A 21,751-nucleotide genomic window follows, 5' to 3' on the forward strand; every position below is an offset into this window, starting at 1 on the left:
TCTTTTTCACTGTCGCGTACAGATTATTCCTGCGAGAATTTAGCTCTATCTCGTATTCATCAGTATCAAGCGTGAAGGTTAGAATTTGATTGGGAATTGGAGAGGTTGGAATTATTGTCATCATTGGAGGCTAACTCCTTGATCTACTATCATCTCAGCTTGTTGCTGTATCTGAGTTAGGTCGCCGCCAAGGTTAGAGACTGCTTTATAAAGTACCGATGCCACTTCTTTTGTTCTCAGTAATGCTGATTTGGTGGGGTCATCAATAATCTTCATTAATTCATCAAGCGTATCGCCAGAAAACATGGATGATACTTGCTGCGTTTTGTCTCCAGTGTCCTTGATTCGTGTATCATCAGGATTAGTCACTTCTTCTTCGTCGTACTGAACCGATACCTCGCGTATTTCCTCAAGATGTACGTTCACCTTAATCAAGGTCGCACCGTCTCTAGCCTCACGAGCAAAATCAAAGCCGACAATATTTGCGCTTTTATAAACATACTCAGGCGTGATGATGTAAAACTTGAGTGTGCTTTTGGCTAGTATTTCCAACTGAGCCAGAAAAGCCCCGCGCTCTAATGTGCCACCGCTACTTTTGCTTAATTGCACAGTGGCCTTATATGGGTCAGCCACTTTGTTGTAACTGGTAAAAGAACCCTTCTCTATCGGCGCATTCACTACACGGCTCTGATTTTGGTATTGCAGGGATAGAACGTTATCAGCAAGCAATAGCGGAACGCCGAACTCGTTAAATATTCCCCAGTAGTTACCGAATAGAGTATTGATTAACGCACCACCGCCTAAACTAATTCCTGCGTTAATGGCAGCGTCAGGGATACCCTTCCAGTTTGGTATATCTGGCATTCCGAACATAAGAACCTCGAATTTTAGGTAATAAAAAAGGCCGCCTGAGCGACCATTTATAAAATTTAGATAAACTGCAATCTTCGGATTTAAAACCTAAACTAACTATAGATTTTATTGATTACTCTTCTGGATATATTCCCGATGTTATAGCTTTTCTGAATACCATTAACGGCGTAACGCCATAACTTCCTGCTCTTCTTCCCATGCTATTTCTTATAGAGTCTAGCATTTCATACAGCCCGCTTTTTAGAGGGTTCATATCTTCAGGGATATTCATAAACTGGCCAGATTCCCAGTCAGGTAAAGCATCAACAATACCGATAACGTACCACTCTCCAGGTATTTGAGAGCCATATTTAAGTGCTAGATCTGAAGAGTTGATGGTCATGCCACTAGATGAAAGAGTCATCCAGGTTTGATTACCATTGTGCTCAAATAAATCAACTTGCAATGAGTCATCAACTAAGTCAAGCAGTCCAGACATCATGCCTATAGTCACCCCTGCTTCTATCTCAATATCATGGATATCTACTTTAGACCTTTTAGCTTTTTTAGCTTTTGGAGGGAGATTTGAATTATTTTGCTGGAATCCTGCAAGCGCACCCAGCACAGGAATAGCTTTTCTGAGGCTTATAACATCAAATATCCTTATTCCTCCTCGAGCTAATATCACAGAGCCAATATTCGCACCATCTGTTCCACGATGAATTATATTTAGCTCACTCAATACATCTAAAAGCTGCATTGGTGACGACCAAGAAACATCATGCATAGATTCAATTAGCTCCGATGCATCTTCGGTTGTTTTGTGAGAGCTAGCTACCGCACCGGCAGCCACACCTAGGTTACCCTTTCCTTCCATCTTTTTTTCTGTTGTTTCTGCGCTTTTTTCGCCATTAATTTTTTTTAATGACTGCTGCACGCCATCTATTGAAAGTTGGGCTAGAAGTGTGTAAATACGGGGCTTATCTAAATAAATAAAATCATACAATGAAACGGTGTTTTGTGAGTCTAGCGCCATTCTCTTTTATCCTCTTAAATCTGTCCTTTTTTTCAGCTAAGGATAATTGTGCGCGCTCCATTTTGACATCCACTAATTCCATAAACTCAGAACACTCTTCAACAGATGCGATGAGTGCGTCAGTATCTTTTTTGGATTTTAAGTTTCTAGTCTTCATGTTTCACCTCCCTAATAGGGTGGAATATATCATAATAGAATAAAAAGCACACAATCATATTTTATGCATGTCTATTATGATTATTTAATTACTAAAGTCCAATATTAGTAATGTATTATGTGTATAAATACAGTTATCAAAAAAAACATCTCTTTGGTTTGCATTAGATTATTGAAGTAAACTTTCTTTTTCTATCAAAAATGGCCTTTATTCTAGTAATTTTAATTTAACCATTTTACGGTGTTACTGATCGTTTGATCAGTTGTGATTTAACGCTCTTTCCACGATATCCAATGCCATTCTTGAATAAGGTGAGTCACTTTCATTATATGGCATTGTGTTTGTTAATACAGGCTCTTCACCTTGCATCTGCGTGTAATGCTTAACCTCGCCATTGCTGAATTCGGTTATCAAGAATTTCCCCTTAAAAACCTCGCTCATAAAGACAAGTTTAAATCTTTCGTTCCCCGACAGTAAACCATTTCGGCTTTCTTTATTCAGGTAAATATCTAGTTGGTTCATTTTCTATCCTCAATAAAAAAGCCCCGAGGGGCTTGTTGGTTACTGTTTTTTGTCGTACTTGCAATTGGCTACACCAATGCTAATCTCTTTCCCTTTGTTCTTGTTTTGGATCACTACAGTAACCCCTATTTCATTACTTACAATATAAGCAAAGAAATCTCCAGACTTATCACTACCATAAACAGTTTTCTCCGCTCCCTTTGAAATTAATTCCAGCTTTGGCGATGTTAGAACCACTCCTGTATCTAATACCACATTTACCATCGCGCTATTATCGCCAGAATAAGGCGTAACCTCTAACTTAGCCCCGCCTATACGGACATTATTATATTTATCACTATCATTCAGGTCATCTGGAACAGAATATACGCCACATTCATAACCACCTGCCAATGCTAGTATATTGTAACTATTATCCCTATATAGCCCCATATCATTATTGTTTGTCGCCGAAAACGAAAAGCCAGAAAACAAAATAGGCAGAGCACAGATATACTTAATCATCATTCACCTCATGAACGTTATTTAAACATATTGTGCCACTGCCTTAATGCAAATGGTAGCAAATCAATTCATTGTTGGTACTAACTGATAAACGCGATTAACTAGAGAATCACCAATATCTTCAGCAACACCAGATATTGTACTGGCGGTGGTGCTTATATTGATATCACCAGTGGTAATATCTGTCTTATTGTTGATAGTTTGACTTTGAGTTTGTAGTTTACTAGTTTGCCCCAAGAAATTATCAGCTAAACCGCCAATTCCAGCAGCAAAAGGTTTTGATAGCGTAGACATAAAACCTTTCGCATTATTGATAGCATTGGACTGATTTACTGAATATTCCTTACCTACATCCCACCCCTCTTTCTTGTCAATCAACTCTAGTATAGCCCTTCTCTCAGATGGGCTGTAATCCCCCATCCTCTTGTCTTTTCCGCCTACAACCGCCAACGCATCTCTTATGTATGCCGCCGTATCATTTGATCCCTCAATAGGAGAATGACTAGTAATTGCCTGAGATAGGGTTTTATCTTTATACCCAAGCCCTGCGCCATAATCACCTTTAGTACTCAATTGTTTAGCCCAGTTACTTTCAAACAACATCCACTCTCTAGCTTTATCCCCTGTTTCTTTATCTGGGAATATAGCCATGACATGACCAGCAGCGTTCTTATCATGACCGATAGCACCTAAGCTTTTCGCACCTTCACCCCATATCATATTGCTAGGGTTATTATTGCGCCACGCTCTCGATCCACCTTCTCGAACAATATCCCCGTTAGCTGTTCTGTAGATACGCTTATCTTGATTTGGAACCTCAACCCCCGAAGCGGTAAATCCAGATGATGACCCATTATTTAATAAAGCTTTTTTGAAATTATTAAATACGTTCTTAGCGCCTTCCGTCCCTAAACTTAACAATCCCGCACCAGGAGCAATTCCAAACCCATCAACAGCTTTAGCTGCTGCCATTGCCTTTTCCTCGGCTGTGGCATTTGGATCATTGAACTTATGCACAGCAACCGCAACATTGCCAAATTTTTCAATCATCTTGTCATTGAATTTTTCAAGAGAATCAAAAACTTCATCAATTTTGTTTGCCAGTATACCAAAGGCCAATACAGCTCCGCCCACCAGTAAGCCCGGCAAGCCAAACATTCTAAAAAATCCTGCGCCAATCTTGGTTAAGGTAGATAGTATTTTGAGAGCCCACTTACCAGCAAACCAAGTTGCAAATCCACCTAGAGCCAATTTCCAACCACTCAGGTTTCCGTCTTGGTCAGTAAACCATTTGCCGATAGTGGTATCTTGGAACCACTCCTTAAACGCTTTAAGTTTTTCGAGAACAAAGGTAATTGAAGCATCCCACTCCGACCAATCGAACAGGGATTTTTCACCTTTCTTCCATTTATCGTAATCGTCATAGAGAGCTGCGATTGCGCCACCAAGAAGAAGTAGTAAACCAACGCCACCGAACAACGGTGCAAACATACCCATGAATGCCGCACCAGCTTTCAGGGCTAGAGGGATAAGCGTAACGCCTATTACTGCGCCTATGAACTTGAACACAAAGACAGCCGTGTCTCTGTTTCTATTCAGGTAATTCAAGAATCCCGATATAGTCTCAGAGAATTTAAGCGCATACGGCATCAGGTAGTTTGCAAGTAAGGTTTTTAACCCTTCCCATTGACGGCTAACTAAAGCGTTCTGCTTGTTTAATTGGCGGCTTATTTCTAACTCTTGCTCAGATGAGACGACGATATCTTTTTGCAGTGCAAGATATTCTTCCACCTCACGGCGACCTTGCAACAGCATGTTAATAGTGCCGTCATCAAATCCCATATTCTTAGCGAAGTTATAGGCCTGTGGTCGTGACATTTTCGATAGACTATCTGACACATCCAGCAAGATATCATCAAGGTTTCGGAGTTCGCCATTGGATTTAATCACGCCAACATTCAGCGCATTAAAGTAAGGCAATACCGAAGTATCACCCATTGTCACCATATCCCACAGCGATTTACTCAGACCAGATAAACTCGCCGCCATGCCATCAGCACTACCGCCAGACATTTCCGCAGCACCTTGCCAGCGTTTAACCTCCGCAGCGTTCATCCCTAAGTTTTTGCTCAGGAAATTCAACTGGTCGTTTGTCTTAGCGGTTTCATCGATTAGCTTAGTTAGGCCAGTAGAAACGAAGATAGCGGTAAATAAACCGACTAGCGCCTTAGTTGCATTATTGACCGACTTGGTAAAATTATCAGTCTGCTCCTTGGCTTTCTTCTTTTCCTCTGATAACCCTTTAATTGTTATTGTCAGGTTAGCCGAGGATTTATCCACATCATCAATTGACGCTGACAACTTGTCATTTTCTGCGACTGCCTTTTTTACATCGTTAACAAAGCCATCGTTATCAAGTTTTAGCGATACGAGAAGGGTATCAATTAGAGTTGCCATCGTTTAACTCACTCATCAGTTGCTTGTTGTACGCCTCGACTTGATGAATTTCTAGCAAGTTAAGCGCGTCCTCTAGGCTGTAAATCGTTGAAAGCTCGTGCAGTGTTGCATACTTGGCTGTTATCACCTGATACACAACACTGGACACGTTCAAAGTTTCAGCCATCACGCCATCACGTAGCGGTAGACCAGCTTTTAACTTTTCGAGCTTAAGCCACCGCCTTGCACTAAAAAATCAAGGTGAATGGCCAATGCCTCCTTGCGAAGTGTGAACATCGTGGTGAGGTCTTTCACGTCGGAATCAAGTAACAGAGGTCGAGCGGTGCCACCTGACGGGATGGTTTGTACGCAATCCAGAAGCTCATCCAGTAGCGGAATGCCGACATTCGGATTAATCCCTGCCAGCGCCTTGATTGCTACGTTAGCCATGCCTAGCATACCCATATTTGGACTGACGCCTTCCAAGTCCACACCACCATTGGCAATTGCGAACAGTGCTCGCATCGCCCAGTTATCCGCTTTGGCAATTGGCATTTCGGTAACTTGATACATCATTCCAGCATCACGACCTTTTTCAATCGTGATAGTTTTTGATTTCAGCGTCATTAGATTTCCTCAGCACCTTCGAAGACCATATTGAAGTTGTAGCTTGTTCCGTCGAGCATTTTTTTACCGCTTGCGCCGCCAGTCATTGACGTTAAGCCGCCCGTTGCGCTGTAGCGTTTGCCGATTGATGGAATTTCGACAACGATATCCACAAATCGGGCTTCCATGTTCGCGTTAAAGTCCTTGCGAATGTTTTCCATGATTTGTGTAGATACACTGTTTGCTTCCAAGTAAAGCGTCCATTGCGTTTCATGTGGCGTGTAGCCGATGGACTGTTTACCATCGACACCCATGCGAGTCTCGCCGATATTTGCGTCACCAAAGTTCCACGCGTTATCAGCCTGAAAACCTTGCAACTTCACGAACTCGTCATAAACGCCCTTACAGCGGATCATCAAAACGGCATTTGCCGATGTTAATGTTCTTGGGTTATGTCCCATTGGCATAATTTTTTACCTCTTACTGGACGTTGATTGATGGGAGATTAACTTGCTGAACACTGCCGCCATCGGCGTACCACAGTTTCAGAGGCATTGATTTACGAAGACCGCGTGTTTGCGCTGGCGTGTCTTCAATCTTCATGCACCAACCCGCCGTATTGATTTGAGATGCCGCATCAAATCCAGCTTCGATGTTGATTTGTTTCTTTTGTTGCTCAGATAGCTCAACGCCAGTTTGGATGCCTCCAAAATTGAGCATTTGGAATACTGGATCAGCCACGGCAGAACGATGAATTGCCTTACCTGTTTCGTTGTAAGGTACAGATTTAAAGCTTTTCAGCATCGTCATTAACGCTAATTGGAGTTGGTTATTGAAGAACACCTGATTCACATAACTATCAACCCACTTAAACTTACCTGATACGGAACCAGGATAAACAAAGATGAAGCGGTCATTAGCCGTGCCGTATGCGCCGTAGAAGTTAAAGCCCATCGCGATTAATTCATCTGCCAGCGCTTTATCTGTTACTGAAGGCGTTAAACCTTCCTGACCACGGAATGCCAAGTTTGTGCGGCCGTTCAGCTCATCAAAGTTCAGGCTTGCTGCAAATCCACAGACAAAGGCTGCGTGTTTGTGGCTACCGTAAAATAAGCATGTGCCGCCGATATCGGACTCTTTAATTGCTGAACTGATAGTTTCTAGCTCACCTTCTCCGTTTTCTGTTTGATACAGAACGTGCATATAGCGGTCTTTTTGCAGAGCGACCCAGCGAGAAATTGCTAGCTTTTCTTCTGCGGTAAAATCAATCGCCGCGATAGAAACAAAGTTTGTCGTTTCTTTGGTGATGCGAGGCAGTAGCTCTTCGATAGTGTCAGCGTTGATGCCGTTGTTAGCTTGTGCGCCAGATGCTTCAGTTAATCCCATGAACGTTGCTAAATCACCTTCAGCAAATGAGATAGAACCAACCGCGCCTTTTGTTGCGCCTTCGATGACAAACACTTTAGCGCCTGTGTCATAGGTACACGTTGCCGCAGCACCTAAAGCCGTAGTGACTGTCGCCGCTAAAGATGAATAACTGTTAACCTCAGTTTCGAAGTTCACAGATGTAACCTGACCATCGATTGTTAAAATCAGACCTTGTGGTAATGCTGCAAATTCGCTAGCGGTTCGAGTTGGAAGCTTAGCGCCGACTAACTTAGCCGCTTGGGCTGTCGTAACCATTGATGCGATAAATAGCGTGTCAGGCAACACTGTGCAGTTATCAAATCCTGCAAAATACACCTGCGCAGCCTCATACTCTTTAGAGTCTTTACCGAACACTTCGCCGACCAAATCAGCAGAGCCGAAAGCTTTCACGCCTAGCATCGATGCTGGTTGCTTTTTGGTGATAAACAATGCGTTAAGAGCCAGTGGATTGCCGCCAGTGCCAACGACACCGGGCAATATCTGGACGATATCGCTTGCCGGAATAGATTTCATATTTTTACCTTAGATATTTGTGGTAGTAATTGAGATTTCGTCGACACCATCGACGTGATAGGTTGTTTCAGGGTTATATTGAAGTTTGACTTCAAGCATCATCCTGTTTTCGTACTGATTTGATTCGTTAACGAGGATATTCTTTCTTGGCTCGCCACAATAAAGTGGCTGGCATTTAGTCATTCGCGAGGTTGTATAGTCACTTCGCCAAAGATTCGCTACAACACGAGAGCGTGAGTTTGCTTCAGCACCGTAAAAATCCAGTTGAAATGCTGCCTCGACTGATGACTGAGACGCCATTTCTTCTATCGCTGGATTCCAGTAATCAGAGGTGTAATCAAGATTGCGCTCAAACAGCATGTGCATAACAATGCCGTCTTTGGGTAATGGGACATTATTCTGATACCCCACTACGACAGGGCAGTCGAATAACTCAATCAAGTATGGTCTCAGTTCAGAAAATATATCGCGCTCTGTGACGCTTATTGTTGCCGCCATAAAAGCACCTTAACCCAAGATGGGTACGATTCTATGACCTTAGTTACTAGCCATTCAGACGCTTCAGATTCGCCATAAGCAACAAAGCTAATCTTATCCGCCCCTTTCTGACTAGCTCTCCGAATGGCCTCAATCTGCCCTCTCGCATATCCGTATATAAACTCACCTTGCTGATTGATAACGCCTAAATGCTCAAGGTCTTGAGTGCTCAGGCTTTGCAATTGCATGGAGATTTCATACTCGGAATACTTAGGGGTTTGATATCCAGCATCGTCAATATCAAAACCTTCATCAGCCAAGAGGGTTGCTGGTAAGTTTTTGTTAACCACCTGAATAGCAGCGTTGGCGATAGCTCTAACTTTGATCATCATTCACCTCAAAACTAAATGACCTAGATAGCCTCATAGAATCACGAAGGGGGCTATTTGATCCTTTCTTAGCAATGGTAGAAGCAGCATTAGGTGGAGAAGTCCAAGTCATCACTGACTCATGCAACTCCTCTACTATTGCACCACCTAGATATTCCATCCCCCCCCTTACACCTCCTCGGTTTTCTATTCCTTTGGCCAGTATTGCAGACCAAGTCGTTCTGCCATTAGCAATGACTGAGCGAAAAAAAGGTCTGGGAGGTATGTTTATTGTATGAGCTGGAATATTGTGATCTGTTGCGAAATTAGAGTTTTTAGCTTTTACGAATCGTCCATTTCTGTTAAATGTGCCGTCTTTTCTGATGCTGCGGTAAATCGTACCTGTTCTTTCTGCTTGATTTATGCTTGCTCCAAATTCTTGCATATAAGCAACATGAGCAACTGGTGTGCCATCATCATAGATAGCTCCCTCTAATACCCCTGCCCTTAGCTCTAGGTTAGAACCAGACGATAGATATTTTTCCAGCGCTTCCTCAAGCTTGCTTTTAGCCATAATAACCACCTCTCCAAACAGGCATTGGCATGACACCAAGCGTGTACAGGAATGAGCGATATTGACTTGTTAAAGCCCAATACTCAGCACCGTAAGGCGTTTGTGTGTACCACTTTTCAGCATTAGTTGTTGTTCCATAGTCCAGCGATACAGAAACACTTCCCTCGGCTGCGCTAGATGCTCGGCCTACCGCGCTGTTACCATCTTCGATATTTGATTGAAGTATGGCCATGTGAGCGACAAGCAAGAAGAGAAGCATTTCACGCTCCTTCAGGTCTTTAACGCAGCTAAACCTATCATTACGCAAGAGTAGTCCAGCCTTAACGAACGCTGATTCTAGCTGTGCATCAGTGCCTTTGGTGTTGGGATAAATCTCGCGAAACTTAGCTACGTTAAACTCCACAACGCCATCGTTGATATTGCTGGCTGCTTGCTGGCTGCGATATTTCATTAGTTCGCGATTATTCATGTTATCCCTTACTCTTCGGCAGTCTGCACACCTTCAGTGTTTTGCTTTAGACGCTCAGTTTTTGACTTTGTGTCTTTCTTTTCTTTTGACTCGGCTTCAACGCTTTTCACTTTTTCGTGAGCGAAGATGAGGCCATTTTTAACAATGTCACGACCTTTATTTTCTTCCAGCCATGCATCCCAAATCGATTTATCGACGCCATGAGTTAGACCAAAGCCGTTTTCGTCTTGAATGCCATTAGCGAAACCTTTTACTGTTACTCGCTGATTGCCAACATCCAGATACAAGCCATTAGCCAATTTGCACGCCACTGTTACTTCAGACATAAAATTCACCTATAAAAATGCCACCCGAAGGTGGCAAGGATTAACAACGAGGATAATGATTAAGAAACCAGCATCGATGCAATGAACATTGGACGATAGATGATGCACCCGAAAGTACCCTGAGAACGTTTTTGCTTCCAAGATGACAGTTCGGGGATCATCGCGTGAACGCGCATTTTTTCAGTGAAGCTCAGGTCTAGTGTTTCTTGACCTTCATATTCACGAACAATCAGCTTAACAACTTCACCCGCATCAGTAGAAAACTCAGGGATGCTGCGAATTTCCAAGTTAGGGAAGTTTTTGTTTAACTGGTCATACACGTTAACGTTGTACTGGTTTGTTTTGTGCAGGTTAACTTCGTTTTTCGGTGATAATAACAGCACCATTGGGGTAGAGGCTTCTACATGGCCATTGGTTTGCTTGATGAGCTCGCCATACAGTTTGCTCTGAATTGAGTCATAAACACCTTGCCCGTCCATTGCTTCCCATGGAGTTGACGTCACATTAGGCAGTGAATCAGGGTCATTCAAGATGCCGTAGTTTTGCAGACCATCAATCCCGTAAATGTAGGATTTGTTTTGGAACTTGTTCAAGGTCAGTGCTGCTGCAATTTGCTTGCGAGAAGACCAATCAATTTTGGCCGCACCAGCCATCGCCATTTCTTTTTCACCCAAACGGATAATTGTCTGATAGTGATAAGGTTGACGCATAGGCCAGTTAACGTTTACGCCAGCTTGACCATTGTTGCTGTAGTCGCCATAGCTTGACGCTTCACCAGTAGATTCAATCACTGGGAAATGAGCTGTTTGTGTTGTCCAGTCACCTTTTTTGGTCTCACCGAAAATCTCAGCCATACGCATTGGCGTAACAAGCGTTTCGATTAATTTCGGATCAACGTAGGTAGTGAACAGTGATAAAACACCAGCGTTAGGCGTAGTCACTAGCTCACTATCCATTGCCATTTGTTTAGCAAGTGGCGTTAATGCTTGAGGATTGTAACCTGTCGCAAAGACAATGCCAGCTCGCTGCTCAAGCGCATTAAAATTTAATTGTGTCATTACTTATCCTTACAGTGAGCTAGACATTTTAGTTAAGCCAGATGTAACCGTTTTGGCCACACGGAACGGAGTTGCTTCAACTGTTGCGTCTTCAGGGTCGATAGCGTCAACTGCTTTTGCTTTACCTGTTGCTACATCAGCAACAATAAATTGACCGCGAGTACCGCCCGCTTCGAGATTGACGAAATAGTCACCGCCAGTCATGAGGGTGATTTCACGGCCTTTAGGTACTAACATTGTTGCACCTTCGCCATACGCAGAGATGATCGCCTGATTGTTACGATGAACGAAACCGATCAATGCACCTGCCGTTTTAACGTTGGTTACTAAGCCATTTTCGTCAGCCCATGCAAATAAACCAACCGTTACACCTGTTGCACCTGATCTTAACTGCCCCTCACCAGCCAGCATTGAGAAATGCGGGTTAGTCGAGGCGAAGTCACCCGCCACACCTAGTGGCAAGTCGTTATTCATTCGAGTTTGAAAACCTGTCATGATTTGTCCTTATTAAGCCTGTTTGAAGCGAGTGGTGTACGGGTCTTCAGCGAATGCCGCAGAGTCCATGCCTAGACTTGCTTTTTGAGGTTGAGCGCGATTTTGCTTAACCATGCCAACCATTGTTTTGAATGCGCTAGGATGAACGCCAGAGATATCCACTCCACATTGCTTTAATGCATATGCGTAGACATCATCAGCACTGTCCATAGCAACCTGACCGACCAGAGACTTCACTTCTTCACGCGCTTCAAATAACTTAGTTACACGAGCAACGGCTTGGTCTTCAGCTAACTTGATAGCAGAGTCCATCGCTTTATCTTTTTCACGGTCTTTGCGTTCGCGCTCTTCACGCTCTTTGATGCGCATATCTTCTGATTCGTTATCACGTTCAGCTTGTGTTTGCTCATCTTCAGCTTTTTTCTTAGCGTCATCTTCGTCAGAGGCTTTTTTATCTTCCTCTTTCTCGTCTTCAGCCTTTTTAGCCTCTTCGTCTCTAGCACCCACCAACGCTTCGGTAGATACTTCATCCATACCCAATGCAACCGCATTCACAATCGCATGAAGTTGCGCTTCTGTTAGGTCTGAATCCATCCCTAACGCTGTTTTTGTTTGTGCGGCAATGTTAGCAAGCGCACCTTTTTTCAGTTTCATTAATTTCTCCAAATCAACTGTTTGATGGTCTGAAATAATAGCGTCTCGCCCGATTCTGCCGCGCTCGACTAATGCAACGTGGTTACCGATAATGTTTCGCATAACTCCGTCGTAATACTGCCCTTCAAACTCTCCACTGGTCATATCTGCTGTATAGCCATAACCTGCGGATAGCTCTTTCATTTTTTCTGCTTCAATTAACCCGATTGCATATCCATCCCACACGCACAAGTCGGCAAACAGGCGACCGTCTTCAAATGTGATATTTGATCCGATAGTGCCAATGGTTGATTGTTTCTGCGGTTCGTCTGAATCGACGGGAATATGCTTGATGAGTAATTGTTTTTTGCTGAATGTATTTGCTGCTCGCTCTAATTCGACAGGGTCACGCAGCATGTAGTAAATCCGCTCAGGCTCTAGCGCTAGCCTTTCACTATCTGGTATCTCTCTACCGTAATAGGGGTTTACTGCGGCTTTGGATATCACGGTACGCTCAACGGTTAGGTGCCCGTTTGCGTCCTTACTCCGCATTGATGTGCCACTGTCGAAAGCGAGGCTATCTGTCATCTTCATGACCGCCCCTATTTAAAATGGAAGAATTGCCTTACTGCCACATCGACAATTTATTTTTTCACCCGGCAATATCCATTCACCATCGATATACATTCCCTTTTCAATGTCGAACTTCTTACCGTGAGCCTTAACGTGTGATTCTCGTGGTTGCTTACCTGCGTGAGAGTGGATCCAAATAGCCTCTTTAATCCCCAACTCTTTCCGCCTTGCTTGTTCAATAACTGCATGAGCCTTGTTAGCTTGGTCACGCGCGATTGTCTTCGCTCGGTTTCTGGCGATATGAAAATCATGCGCCAAGTTATCGGTTAGTGTTGCTAGGTCATAGCCACCTGTTACTGATTGCCAGACATGCATCTGAACCTTACTTAGGTACTCAGTGCCAATGGATTTAATCAGCCCAACGTTTTCACCCATCGCAGCCCGCAAGGCATCTAACGTCCGTTCGCTGTTTTGCATTCGAACAGTGAATCCCTTGCGCCTTAACATTGCCGCAAAGCGAGTATCGTAGTTGCCAACCGTTTTATCGATGAAGTCTTTTGCGACCTCTTCAGATATTGAGTTAAGTCGCCTATTCCACTTATCCAGCATGTAATCTGCGATATGGGCTATCCAGTCTGAAATTCCGTCATTGGCTAGAGCCTTTTTAGCTCTCCCGTGATATTCGTTAATGAGAGCGTCATCAAGCTCCTTTCGGATATCCTTGATGATTTCCATTAGCTCTTTGTAATACCACGCACATATAGCCTCTGACGTCTTGATTTCAGGCATTACCGCATCACTCGGTTTCTTCCTCCGCACTTCCATAATCAGGAACTCCAAAAGGTGATGGGATTATCTTGTCAGGGTCGATAAAGCTAAACTTGCTTGATTCGTCCGTTGCAAGTGTTTGCCTAACCTCTTCACCATCAACCGCGCCAATATTCACCAGCTTCTCAGCCGTTTCCGCATTGGTACGATTTATTTCAGCAATCTCTTTCTCATCCAACTGATAAAGCGGCGTGAACTCGAAATAGATACCGTCGTTAATCTTTCCGAATAGGTGAAGCTGAATAAGGTCGATGATCTTGTTTATTTGTGGCAGCAAGTGAGCATTTTGAAGCGAAGAGATGTAATCGTAATAAACCCTAATCTCACCATCACTGTTAGCGTTTAGACCATTAGGTGTGATACCTAACAGCTTAACCATGGGCGTATGGCTTGGAGCTGACATTTGCTCCTGCATTTGGCGCTGCAAAGCATCCAAGCCAGACAGTGGAGTATTGAACTGGAAGAATTCTTCTTTCTGCTTATCCGTCAGCATCAACCCGCGATTATCTCTAATCTGCGAGAACATCTGAGCACGAAGAACCATGCTTGCGTTACTGCCGCCAGAAAGAATGTCTTCCATGTCGGTAGCTAGGCCAGTTAGCGAAAACGAGTGAATTAGGTCGCTAATAGAGTCAGTTGTACGCTGCCACCGTTCGACATACGGCTTCATTAACTGAAGCATGGATAAACCGCTAAAGTTATATGCTGGCTTCAGGATATCGCTCACGGGTCGCATGATTAGTGTTAGCAATCTATCAGCGTGAGTATTCTTACCTAAAACAAACCACTGAGTAGGCACGAAGAAATCAGGGCTAGTTGGGTCGGTTGAGTTGTACATACTAGGCGTTGACCAGATAGGCTCAATCACCGCAAATCCGTTTAGCTCACCTTCCTTTACTCCCGCCTCATTGATAAGTAGTGGTAAATCACGCTTATCATCATGCCCTTTGATATCTAGATAAATCTGAGAGCGCCCGAATATCATTTCATTCTCAATGTGACGCCTGAAAATGTCACGAATGCCGAAATCTTCAAGCGCTTGGTTAATTTGAGAAACAATATCTGATTTATCGGCTGCATTCTGACCGTCATCGCGCGATTTAACCTTGCCCCACTCGCGCGTCATTTCTTTAGCTGTGGTTTCAGGAACGCTGCGATAATCACTAGACTGAGACATAATCGCCAGCGTGGGATAACCAAGGAACCCAGTGTAGAAGCCCACATCTTGGCTGGCATACTGATTGGCGTATGCATATGTACCACAGCTATCCATTGCGATAGGAGCATCTTCGCCTTCAGGCAACACCAGCGGATGAAGCTCAGGGGCTTTAATCTTAACTGGCTGCTGCCGCTTTGTTTCCTCAGTGACTAGCATCTGCATTAGCTGCGTTTGAGATGCGGCTTTCTTTGCCTCTAACTCAAGCTGCTTTGTCTTTTCTTGCTCAATAGCAAGCTCCGCCTCTCGCTTTGACAGGCGTTTTTTCCATTTGAATAATTTCATTAGATACCTGCAAGTGCTGCGGGGTTAATTCGTAGACCACCACGAACATCGGCAAACGCCATAATGAACGCGTCGGCTTTGTTGGGGCTTGGTATTCCGCGTTTCTTCATATCCTTTTTGCTCTCAACCTTTACGCGTCCGTTGTTGTCATAATCGACTTGGGGTCGTGATAACTCGGCTTTAAGGTATTCGATATCTTTCATATCACTGGATATGCTGATTAACTGGTCATCGGTGAATTTGTCGCCATGCTCGACAGCTCTCCAAGTGTTATAAAAGCGGTCAGCGACTAATTGCCATTGCTGCGCTTTCAAGTTTGAGAACATATCTTTATTTGTTTTACCGGGCTTATAGTTGCTTTCTGGCTTCTCAACGGAAGCACCTGCGTTAAATCCCACAGTAACAATGCGATTATCTTTACGGTTAAATTGAGCCTTAACGCCAGAACCTACGCCGATTGAGTCATAGATAACCGTATCTACGTTATTCTTAACCGCGTCCGCATAGACCTTGTCAGCGCTAAATATGACATCTTGACCTCGCCACTCTTCAACAGATAAGGCAACCGAGCCATGACGAAGCACTATTGCGTTAGCATCTTCGCCATCATCAGCAACGTCGAAACCGACAATTCGCTTACCTCTTGGCTCAAACCCTAGCTTGATATGCGCATCAACGGCTACCTCAATCCATGCAGGCTTGATAATTGCCAGCGCTGAATCTGCTACAGGTTCGCCCAGCCAGATATGGCGGTAAAGCTCAGGGTCGCGCTCTTTGCACTCTTCCATTTGCTTAGGGAGTGGCGTGTCGTAAAAGTGGGGATTTACATCGTAATTAGCTTTGAGGACTATCGCACCCTCTGGCGGCTTCACAACGAATCGCTGATAAGTGTCATCAAGAATGTTCTTTGGGTTGAAGCTCACCCATATCTCAGCGTTTTTATCGCCACGAATTGAGGGTAACAATACTTCCCATGAATCTTTAACTACCGCCTCAGCCTCTTCAATCCAGCAAATTCCGACACCTTGAATTGATTTAATCTTGGTGACGTTGTTTTTAATGCCAGCAAATACGAATGAAGCACCGGTGCCAAGGTGAATAATAGTGTTCTTTTGTATCTCGAACTCTTTTTCATATCCTAAGCGGTCGATAGTTTCACAAAGCAGCTTATGCACCGAATCACTAATCGAACCCTGAAACTCACGGGTGCAAAGGATGACCGTTTTGATTCTGCGTGATACTTCAATCGCTAGCTCTGCAAAGAAATAAGATTTACCACTACCTCGACCACCGTAAGCCACCTTATAAGGGGCGCTTGCTGCAAATGGTTTGAAGTAAGGGTTAGCCATCGAATATCTCCTTGATAGAACGATTCTCGACTTTCACGTCAGCGGTTAGGTCAACTTTATCCACGAAGGCACTAACGTTTTTGTGCTTGCCTAGTAGCTCAAGGTTTTTGACTTTGTCAGGCCATTTTATTTTCTTCATGATGCCAACTAAATCGCGCTCACCATCTTTAGACTCGAACATTTCAGCTAAGTCCATGCCGCTTAATGATATGCGCCAAACTTTAGGCCACTCATGAATAGGCTTTATTCCTCCATCATCATGAAGTATGTCCAATACATCCATTTGGTCTATCTCAACAAGGCGATTGAGAACATAGTCAGCCGTTATCTCTAATCGCTCACTGCGATCATTCATTAATTCCTGAATTCGTTTTTCAATGTCAGGTTTTGTCAGGTTTTCATTCCCAACACTTCGCGCAGTCTTTTCGCTGTACCCCGCACGAATAGCCGCCTGTGTAGCGTTCAAGTCAACGAGGTACTCACGACAAAACATTTCTTGCTTATCGGTGAGTGCCATTCTTTTACCCTCATAGTTAATTAAAAAGCCAACTCGAAAGCGGGCTTTGTGACTAACAATAAAAAATACCGCTGAGCGACCTATTCAGGCGATGCAACTTTTAGTACATCGGTAATTTATTGATTTACAAGCAAAGCGCATTTTTACGCCGCCAATCTATGCATCTCATCGAGCAATGGTTGCTTATGGTTTTTATTAAACAACTTAGTTAATTCTTCCTTTCGTTGTTCAAAGTTCCATCCCATTGAGATAAACACTGTGTTGGCTCTTTGTAATTCAGTTACGCAATGTATTTGCTCTGGTGTTAAGTAATCACGGATAGGCTCTTTCTTTCCTATTTCGTTATGTACACGAAACTTAGCAGATGTCATACCAAGCACAATGCGATTAATTAAGTCTGCTTCATTACTAAAATGGTGAGGTGAAATAGTCTTGCCTTGTTCCTCTCTAGCCTTTTTGACTGCATCGGTCATTGGCTTATATTCCAATCTTGACGTATTTCTATCTAACTTTTTGGCAGCTAAAGCAGATCGCATCTTGAAGAATTCAGAAACAAGTCTTTTCTTGAACGCCCTGACTACATCATTGTTACGCATGTATGTAATTAACAATGTTGCCTGCTGCTCATTAAGTAGTGCTACTTGTTTCTTTTGTCGTCCACCGTCTGTATCAAAGGATCGCATTTCAAATGCCACCCTTCCGAATTCATTTAAGTCATCAACATAATGACGAACAAGTTGAATTACTGTTTTGTGTTTCTTTTTAACTCCATCGGCGATTGCAGAAGAGCTAGTCAATAAATCAAATTTTTTAATTTCCACTAAAGACATAGTTAGTTCCTTTTAGAGATAAACCTTGCGCTCAGGAGTAACCAGCCCAAAGAGGGTTAACCAAACCACTACTGGTTATCCTCAAGGCTTATCCTGAAAGGTTCTTTGGTGTGTATGTGCCGAGCGTGGCACAGGGTGAAATGCGTACTACTGATTACAAAACTTGAATAAATGTAACTTTCTTTTAACTTTACTTTCGTAACGTAACATTAAGAGGGGTATGGTTATTACATCGCTAAGTTATTAGCTTCATATATATTCCTACACTTTTAAGCCTCAACACCAGGGGCTATTTTTTTGCCATTAAAAAGCCCCTGATTTCTCAGAGGCTCATTATTCGCTTGCATATTTTGAATACGTCAACTACATTTAATGTGATATTTATTTGTTCAACAGATGTGCTTAGCCTACCCTGTGTGGGCTTTTTTTTATTTCATCACCTGTCGTTGTTGTTCAATTTCCCGCATTGCTTTCCTGTTAAAAATATACTTAACTAATAGGTTAATTTTTCATTGCATAAGAGGGAGCATCAATATATGTATACCAATCCCATTACTCTCTTACTCATATTTCTTCCTATCCTTGCCTGTATATTATTCATTATTGCTCAAGATAAAAAACCATCAGACGTAATGACTATTTTTTTGAAGTTCTCTATCTACTTGTCAAGCGCTCTTACTTTCATAAATTTAATTTTTTTTGCAAGAGCATTTACTGATTGGTATTAACGTAAACACTCCGTTCTAATGTAATCTTGCAAGCCAAGTATCATTTGCTTGGACTCTGCGATTCGCTGCCTGAGTAACCAATAATTTCCGATAGCGGAGTCAGTAGGTCTGGCGGTTGCTTCATCATCCATGCCGGAGGTTGAATTGGTTTCGCCTTTCGGACAACTGGCTCTGATGTACACCCGCTCAGGATTACGCTCAGCAGCAATACGCAACTGGTCAATTTCAGCTTTTGCATTTGTGAGTTCCGTTGTGTGTTTGGTGTCAAGTTCGTGAAGGGAGTTGATGCGTTTTTCGTAGTCTGCTATTTCAGCAACGAGAGAACTGTTTGCTTTCTTTAGGCCTTTATTCTCTTTACCAAGCTCAATCATTTCTTTAGTTGAAAAGAACAAAGCAATACACAGCCCGCCCCACAACAGAACAGGGAGCCATGATTTTAAGCTGTTCACAGCAAGCCCCACGCTTTTTCGAATGTAGCCTCATCATACGGTTGTGAGCCGTTTTCATGACGAATGATTGCTTTGGCGAGTTTGATAGCGGTTGCCTTATCATCAAGACTGATAATATCAGCAGGCGATACACCCAACTCTTTAGTCACGCCATTAATATATGCGCCAGTATTGTTCTCATTCGTCGGAGCCCAACGATTAATCAAGCCGGATACAGTGTTTAATCCGTACTTGCGCTGGTAAGTTCGAAGTAATGCGATTAATGCACGAATACCATAGTCAGGGCTTTCGAATCGACAGAAGCGAGATTCAACACTTGGGTTATGCGGTAATTGACCTTTCCAATTATTGGCTTTGTTGTAGTCAATATTGCCGGGGTTATTATTGCGGATACCACGGGATACTTTACTCATCTGATACTCCAACTTTGTTTCCTGCCGCTCTACGCAATAAGCGACCAATAAAGTCAACGCCAAGGTATCCAATGAAAACGCTTAGCAAGTAAACTAACTCATTATTCATTTCAAAAATGTTCAACATATCCTTAGCGAACCAAGCGAATATTGAACACATCACCGCGTCCATGGAGGTTTTCTTCCATCCCCCACCGTTATAACGACCGCGGAGAATAGCCATACCTCCTGCAAGTGCTGCGCCAACTCCCTGCTCTTTGACTGACGACAGCCATTCAGATAGTTGTACCCATACTTCAGGATTTTCTTTCATACGTTTCATGGCTCACCCCCGTATCGGAGGAATTTAGTTAATAAATAGCCGCGCACAATCTCTATGTGTCAATTAAGTGTGTGTGATTAGAATTCTGTGGCGGCGTATACGAAAAAAGGCCGCACTAGGCGACCTCTTGAATGTGAACTTGTAAGGATTACTTACAGGTTGAACTAGCGATATGGGAATTCCCATAACGGAACAATATCAACAAGTTAAACTATGTCACCCTCATTGATGAGGGAAAGTAAATTAGAAAGCCCCACCGAAGTGAGGCTCTATATTCTTGCTTTGGGATAATGAAATGCAAAATTCCCATCATTAGAATCATGTTTACACAGAAAAGTGCAAAAGTCAATTTATACTTTAAAAGTATTCGATATTATTTTGTCACTTTTTTTAGTATGTAATCAGCCTTATTCTCGCCAATCTCACACTCATTGGACAATGATTCATAAAATCTACTTACTGATTTTTTCCATTGGTCAGGTGATAATCCACTAATAGCAGAAACAGCATGATATGCCTTGCTGGCTGGGATTCTTTCATAGCCCCTTCCTGAACATCGCTTGCATGCTTTTCTTACTGGCATTCCTGTCCTCTCAAGCTCCTCCCTATCTATTACGTCTCCTCTGCCCTTGCAATCATTGCAGGCGCAAGAAATAACACCCTTTCCATTGCATTTCGTGCACAGCTCATCAACCAATTCCAGCTTTTCTTTCCTAAAGACAACGCTGCCGCTTTTATCCTTTACTCCTTCATGCTTAACAACCGTCTTCCTTTTACTAACAACGCCTCGCCCTGAGCACTTCACGCACTCAGTAACACTTGCGGCAGACCTGCAATAATCCTCATATGCGAATTTTGCGAGAATTTGCATCACTTTTGCTTTAACCTTTCCTTCTAGTTTGCGTAAGGCTGCAACCTTGTCGCAATGCTTCAAAGCATACTGAGTTAATAACTGCACTGCCTTAACTTTGTCATTCTGGCTGATCTCCATCTTTCCCGAGAACGCAGAAAAGCCGAATGACTCTTTACTTTGGCAATACCCGATAGCAGCCATCACATCAGTTCCAGTAAGTGAGTCTGACGATGTAGCTCTAGGTGAGTCAGATATCGAAGTGGACTTAGCAAAATGATATTTTACCGCGCTTTCTAGGTTCATCTTACCTCCGGCAATACTGTGTGATTATGGCAGTCATAACGTGTGCTATATGCTTTGCGTAGTAGAGACTCCTTTCTCCACCCTGTTTCTTGTCTGACTTTTAGATATCCTTTACTGTTTTGAGTGACCACATGGTGATGCTTGGTTTGCCGCCTGAGCCATCTAGCCTCTTCAATTGCTGCGCCTATGTCAGTGAACATCACACATCCCCCATCTGATAAGTTATGCCGTGCTGATACCAATCAGGTAACGTGAACTCAATCCGACCTGTTACACCTTCGCTACGTAGCTCCTGAAGCCGTTTAAGCTCAACTTTCATGTGCTGGTATAAATCATCCATCTGCCATGGCTTTAACCTCACAGCCGTTCCCGCTAAACGAGCCACGCTATCAATAGTCATCTCGCTGTAAGTGATAACAGCATGAGCATTGAATTCGTGTGGGTCTTCGCCTAGTTTTCGGTGACAGCCAGCGCAGTGAGAGAAGGCGTTTAGAGGATGGTATCGAGTTGCTTTGTGTCGTCGTGATTTAAAGTGGGAGCAGTGAAGTTTTGAAGGTTCGTGTCTAAAGTGTCTTCCGCAGTAGTCGCATTCGTAATCTGTTCGTTCCCTGACTAGCTGCGAAAATACAAT

28 protein-coding genes are annotated in these 21,751 nt (G+C 43.2%); all 28 read right to left on the reverse strand.

Annotated elements, in window-relative coordinates; genetic code table 11:
- Window positions 1-120: 120 nt before the first annotated feature.
- The 28 genes from FVA69_RS14270 to FVA69_RS21720 all read right to left on the reverse strand — a co-directional run bounded on the left by FVA69_RS14270 (window position 121) and on the right by FVA69_RS21720 (window position 21,520).
- Window positions 121-864 (reverse strand): phage baseplate protein, encoded by a 744-nt coding sequence (locus FVA69_RS14270; protein ID WP_202983384.1) that lies wholly within the window; start codon window positions 862-864, stop codon window positions 121-123.
- Window positions 865-985: 121 nt separating this feature from the next.
- The gene (locus tag FVA69_RS14275) at window positions 986-1,888 is read right to left on the reverse strand and encodes a DUF6414 family protein (protein WP_164528995.1); all 903 of its coding nucleotides are present in this window, start codon (window positions 1,886-1,888) and stop codon (window positions 986-988) included.
- Entirely contained in the window at window positions 1,851-2,045 is a 195-nt protein-coding gene (locus FVA69_RS21710; RefSeq protein ID WP_164528996.1) for a hypothetical protein, read from the reverse strand. The genes FVA69_RS14275 and FVA69_RS21710 overlap by 38 nt, the downstream gene beginning before the upstream one ends.
- Window positions 2,046-2,303: 258 nt before the next feature.
- Window positions 2,304-2,567 (reverse strand): hypothetical protein, encoded by a 264-nt coding sequence (locus tag FVA69_RS14285; RefSeq protein ID WP_164528997.1) that lies wholly within the window; start codon window positions 2,565-2,567, stop codon window positions 2,304-2,306.
- A gap of 39 nt (window positions 2,568-2,606) precedes the next feature.
- Window positions 2,607-3,071, reverse strand: coding sequence for a hypothetical protein (locus FVA69_RS14290; RefSeq protein WP_164529416.1), 465 nt, complete (start codon window positions 3,069-3,071; stop codon window positions 2,607-2,609).
- A 63-nt stretch (window positions 3,072-3,134) separates the two neighbouring features.
- Window positions 3,135-5,528: a hypothetical protein gene (locus tag FVA69_RS14295; protein ID WP_164528999.1), complete on the reverse strand. Its 2,394-nt coding sequence runs from the start codon at window positions 5,526-5,528 to the stop codon at window positions 3,135-3,137.
- Window positions 5,529-5,723: 195 nt separating this feature from the next.
- The gene (locus FVA69_RS14300) at window positions 5,724-6,134 is read right to left on the reverse strand and encodes a hypothetical protein (RefSeq protein ID WP_164529000.1); all 411 of its coding nucleotides are present in this window, start codon (window positions 6,132-6,134) and stop codon (window positions 5,724-5,726) included.
- The gene (locus tag FVA69_RS14305) at window positions 6,134-6,580 is read right to left on the reverse strand and encodes a phage tail fiber protein (RefSeq protein WP_051473540.1); all 447 of its coding nucleotides are present in this window, start codon (window positions 6,578-6,580) and stop codon (window positions 6,134-6,136) included. Before FVA69_RS14305 ends, FVA69_RS14300 begins: the two co-directional genes overlap by 1 nt.
- Before the next feature lie 13 nt (window positions 6,581-6,593).
- A complete protein-coding gene (locus tag FVA69_RS14310; protein ID WP_164529001.1) occupies window positions 6,594-8,054 on the reverse strand; it encodes a DUF3383 domain-containing protein in 1,461 nt (486 codons plus the stop codon).
- Between the two features lie 9 nt (window positions 8,055-8,063).
- Window positions 8,064-8,552 carry a phage neck terminator protein gene (locus FVA69_RS14315; protein WP_164529002.1) on the reverse strand — a complete coding sequence of 163 codons (489 nt, stop codon included), beginning with the start codon at window positions 8,550-8,552 and terminating at the stop codon, window positions 8,064-8,066.
- On the reverse strand, window positions 8,537-8,920 hold the full coding sequence (locus FVA69_RS14320) for a hypothetical protein (RefSeq protein WP_202983385.1): 384 nt from the start codon (window positions 8,918-8,920) through the stop codon (window positions 8,537-8,539). Before FVA69_RS14320 ends, FVA69_RS14315 begins: the two co-directional genes overlap by 16 nt.
- Window positions 8,907-9,473, reverse strand: coding sequence for a hypothetical protein (locus FVA69_RS14325; protein ID WP_164529003.1), 567 nt, complete (start codon window positions 9,471-9,473; stop codon window positions 8,907-8,909). The genes FVA69_RS14320 and FVA69_RS14325 overlap by 14 nt, the downstream gene beginning before the upstream one ends.
- Window positions 9,466-9,942 (reverse strand): DUF4054 domain-containing protein, encoded by a 477-nt coding sequence (locus FVA69_RS14330; protein ID WP_202983386.1) that lies wholly within the window; start codon window positions 9,940-9,942, stop codon window positions 9,466-9,468. The genes FVA69_RS14325 and FVA69_RS14330 overlap by 8 nt, the downstream gene beginning before the upstream one ends.
- A gap of 8 nt (window positions 9,943-9,950) precedes the next feature.
- Window positions 9,951-10,268 (reverse strand): hypothetical protein, encoded by a 318-nt coding sequence (locus FVA69_RS14335; protein ID WP_164529004.1) that lies wholly within the window; start codon window positions 10,266-10,268, stop codon window positions 9,951-9,953.
- Between the two features lie 59 nt (window positions 10,269-10,327).
- Window positions 10,328-11,326: a DUF2184 domain-containing protein gene (locus FVA69_RS14340; protein ID WP_164529005.1), complete on the reverse strand. Its 999-nt coding sequence runs from the start codon at window positions 11,324-11,326 to the stop codon at window positions 10,328-10,330.
- Between the two features lie 9 nt (window positions 11,327-11,335).
- Complete coding sequence (locus FVA69_RS14345; protein WP_202983387.1) at window positions 11,336-11,821, reverse strand: structural cement protein Gp24; 486 nt, start codon at window positions 11,819-11,821, stop codon at window positions 11,336-11,338.
- A gap of 12 nt (window positions 11,822-11,833) precedes the next feature.
- Window positions 11,834-13,048 (reverse strand): DUF2213 domain-containing protein, encoded by a 1,215-nt coding sequence (locus tag FVA69_RS14350; RefSeq protein WP_164529006.1) that lies wholly within the window; start codon window positions 13,046-13,048, stop codon window positions 11,834-11,836.
- Window positions 13,049-13,060: 12 nt separating this feature from the next.
- Entirely contained in the window at window positions 13,061-13,852 is a 792-nt protein-coding gene (locus FVA69_RS14355) for a phage minor head protein (protein ID WP_164529007.1), read from the reverse strand.
- The gene (locus tag FVA69_RS14360) at window positions 13,824-15,356 is read right to left on the reverse strand and encodes a DUF1073 domain-containing protein (RefSeq protein ID WP_164529008.1); all 1,533 of its coding nucleotides are present in this window, start codon (window positions 15,354-15,356) and stop codon (window positions 13,824-13,826) included. Before FVA69_RS14360 ends, FVA69_RS14355 begins: the two co-directional genes overlap by 29 nt.
- Window positions 15,356-16,705 carry a PBSX family phage terminase large subunit gene (locus FVA69_RS14365; protein ID WP_164529009.1) on the reverse strand — a complete coding sequence of 450 codons (1,350 nt, stop codon included), beginning with the start codon at window positions 16,703-16,705 and terminating at the stop codon, window positions 15,356-15,358. Before FVA69_RS14365 ends, FVA69_RS14360 begins: the two co-directional genes overlap by 1 nt.
- Window positions 16,698-17,222: a terminase small subunit gene (locus tag FVA69_RS14370; RefSeq protein WP_164529010.1), complete on the reverse strand. Its 525-nt coding sequence runs from the start codon at window positions 17,220-17,222 to the stop codon at window positions 16,698-16,700. The genes FVA69_RS14365 and FVA69_RS14370 overlap by 8 nt, the downstream gene beginning before the upstream one ends.
- A 143-nt stretch (window positions 17,223-17,365) precedes the next feature.
- A complete protein-coding gene (locus FVA69_RS14375; RefSeq protein ID WP_164529011.1) occupies window positions 17,366-18,052 on the reverse strand; it encodes a Rha family transcriptional regulator in 687 nt (228 codons plus the stop codon).
- A gap of 724 nt (window positions 18,053-18,776) precedes the next feature.
- Window positions 18,777-19,229 carry a lysis protein gene (locus tag FVA69_RS14380; protein WP_164529012.1) on the reverse strand — a complete coding sequence of 151 codons (453 nt, stop codon included), beginning with the start codon at window positions 19,227-19,229 and terminating at the stop codon, window positions 18,777-18,779.
- Window positions 19,226-19,642 (reverse strand): structural protein, encoded by a 417-nt coding sequence (locus FVA69_RS14385; protein WP_164529013.1) that lies wholly within the window; start codon window positions 19,640-19,642, stop codon window positions 19,226-19,228. The genes FVA69_RS14380 and FVA69_RS14385 overlap by 4 nt, the downstream gene beginning before the upstream one ends.
- Window positions 19,635-19,955 (reverse strand): phage holin, lambda family, encoded by a 321-nt coding sequence (locus FVA69_RS14390; RefSeq protein WP_172412302.1) that lies wholly within the window; start codon window positions 19,953-19,955, stop codon window positions 19,635-19,637. Before FVA69_RS14390 ends, FVA69_RS14385 begins: the two co-directional genes overlap by 8 nt.
- 382 nt (window positions 19,956-20,337) lie before the next feature.
- Window positions 20,338-21,120: an antitermination protein gene (locus FVA69_RS14395; RefSeq protein WP_164529014.1), complete on the reverse strand. Its 783-nt coding sequence runs from the start codon at window positions 21,118-21,120 to the stop codon at window positions 20,338-20,340.
- Window positions 21,117-21,320, reverse strand: coding sequence for a hypothetical protein (locus FVA69_RS21715; protein WP_164529015.1), 204 nt, complete (start codon window positions 21,318-21,320; stop codon window positions 21,117-21,119). Before FVA69_RS21715 ends, FVA69_RS14395 begins: the two co-directional genes overlap by 4 nt.
- Entirely contained in the window at window positions 21,320-21,520 is a 201-nt protein-coding gene (locus FVA69_RS21720; RefSeq protein WP_238789251.1) for a hypothetical protein, read from the reverse strand. The genes FVA69_RS21715 and FVA69_RS21720 overlap by 1 nt, the downstream gene beginning before the upstream one ends.
- Window positions 21,521-21,751: the final 231 nt, after the last annotated feature.

Source organism: Providencia sp. PROV004 (genome assembly GCF_011045615.1).
GTDB lineage: Bacteria > Pseudomonadota > Gammaproteobacteria > Enterobacterales > Enterobacteriaceae > Providencia > Providencia rettgeri.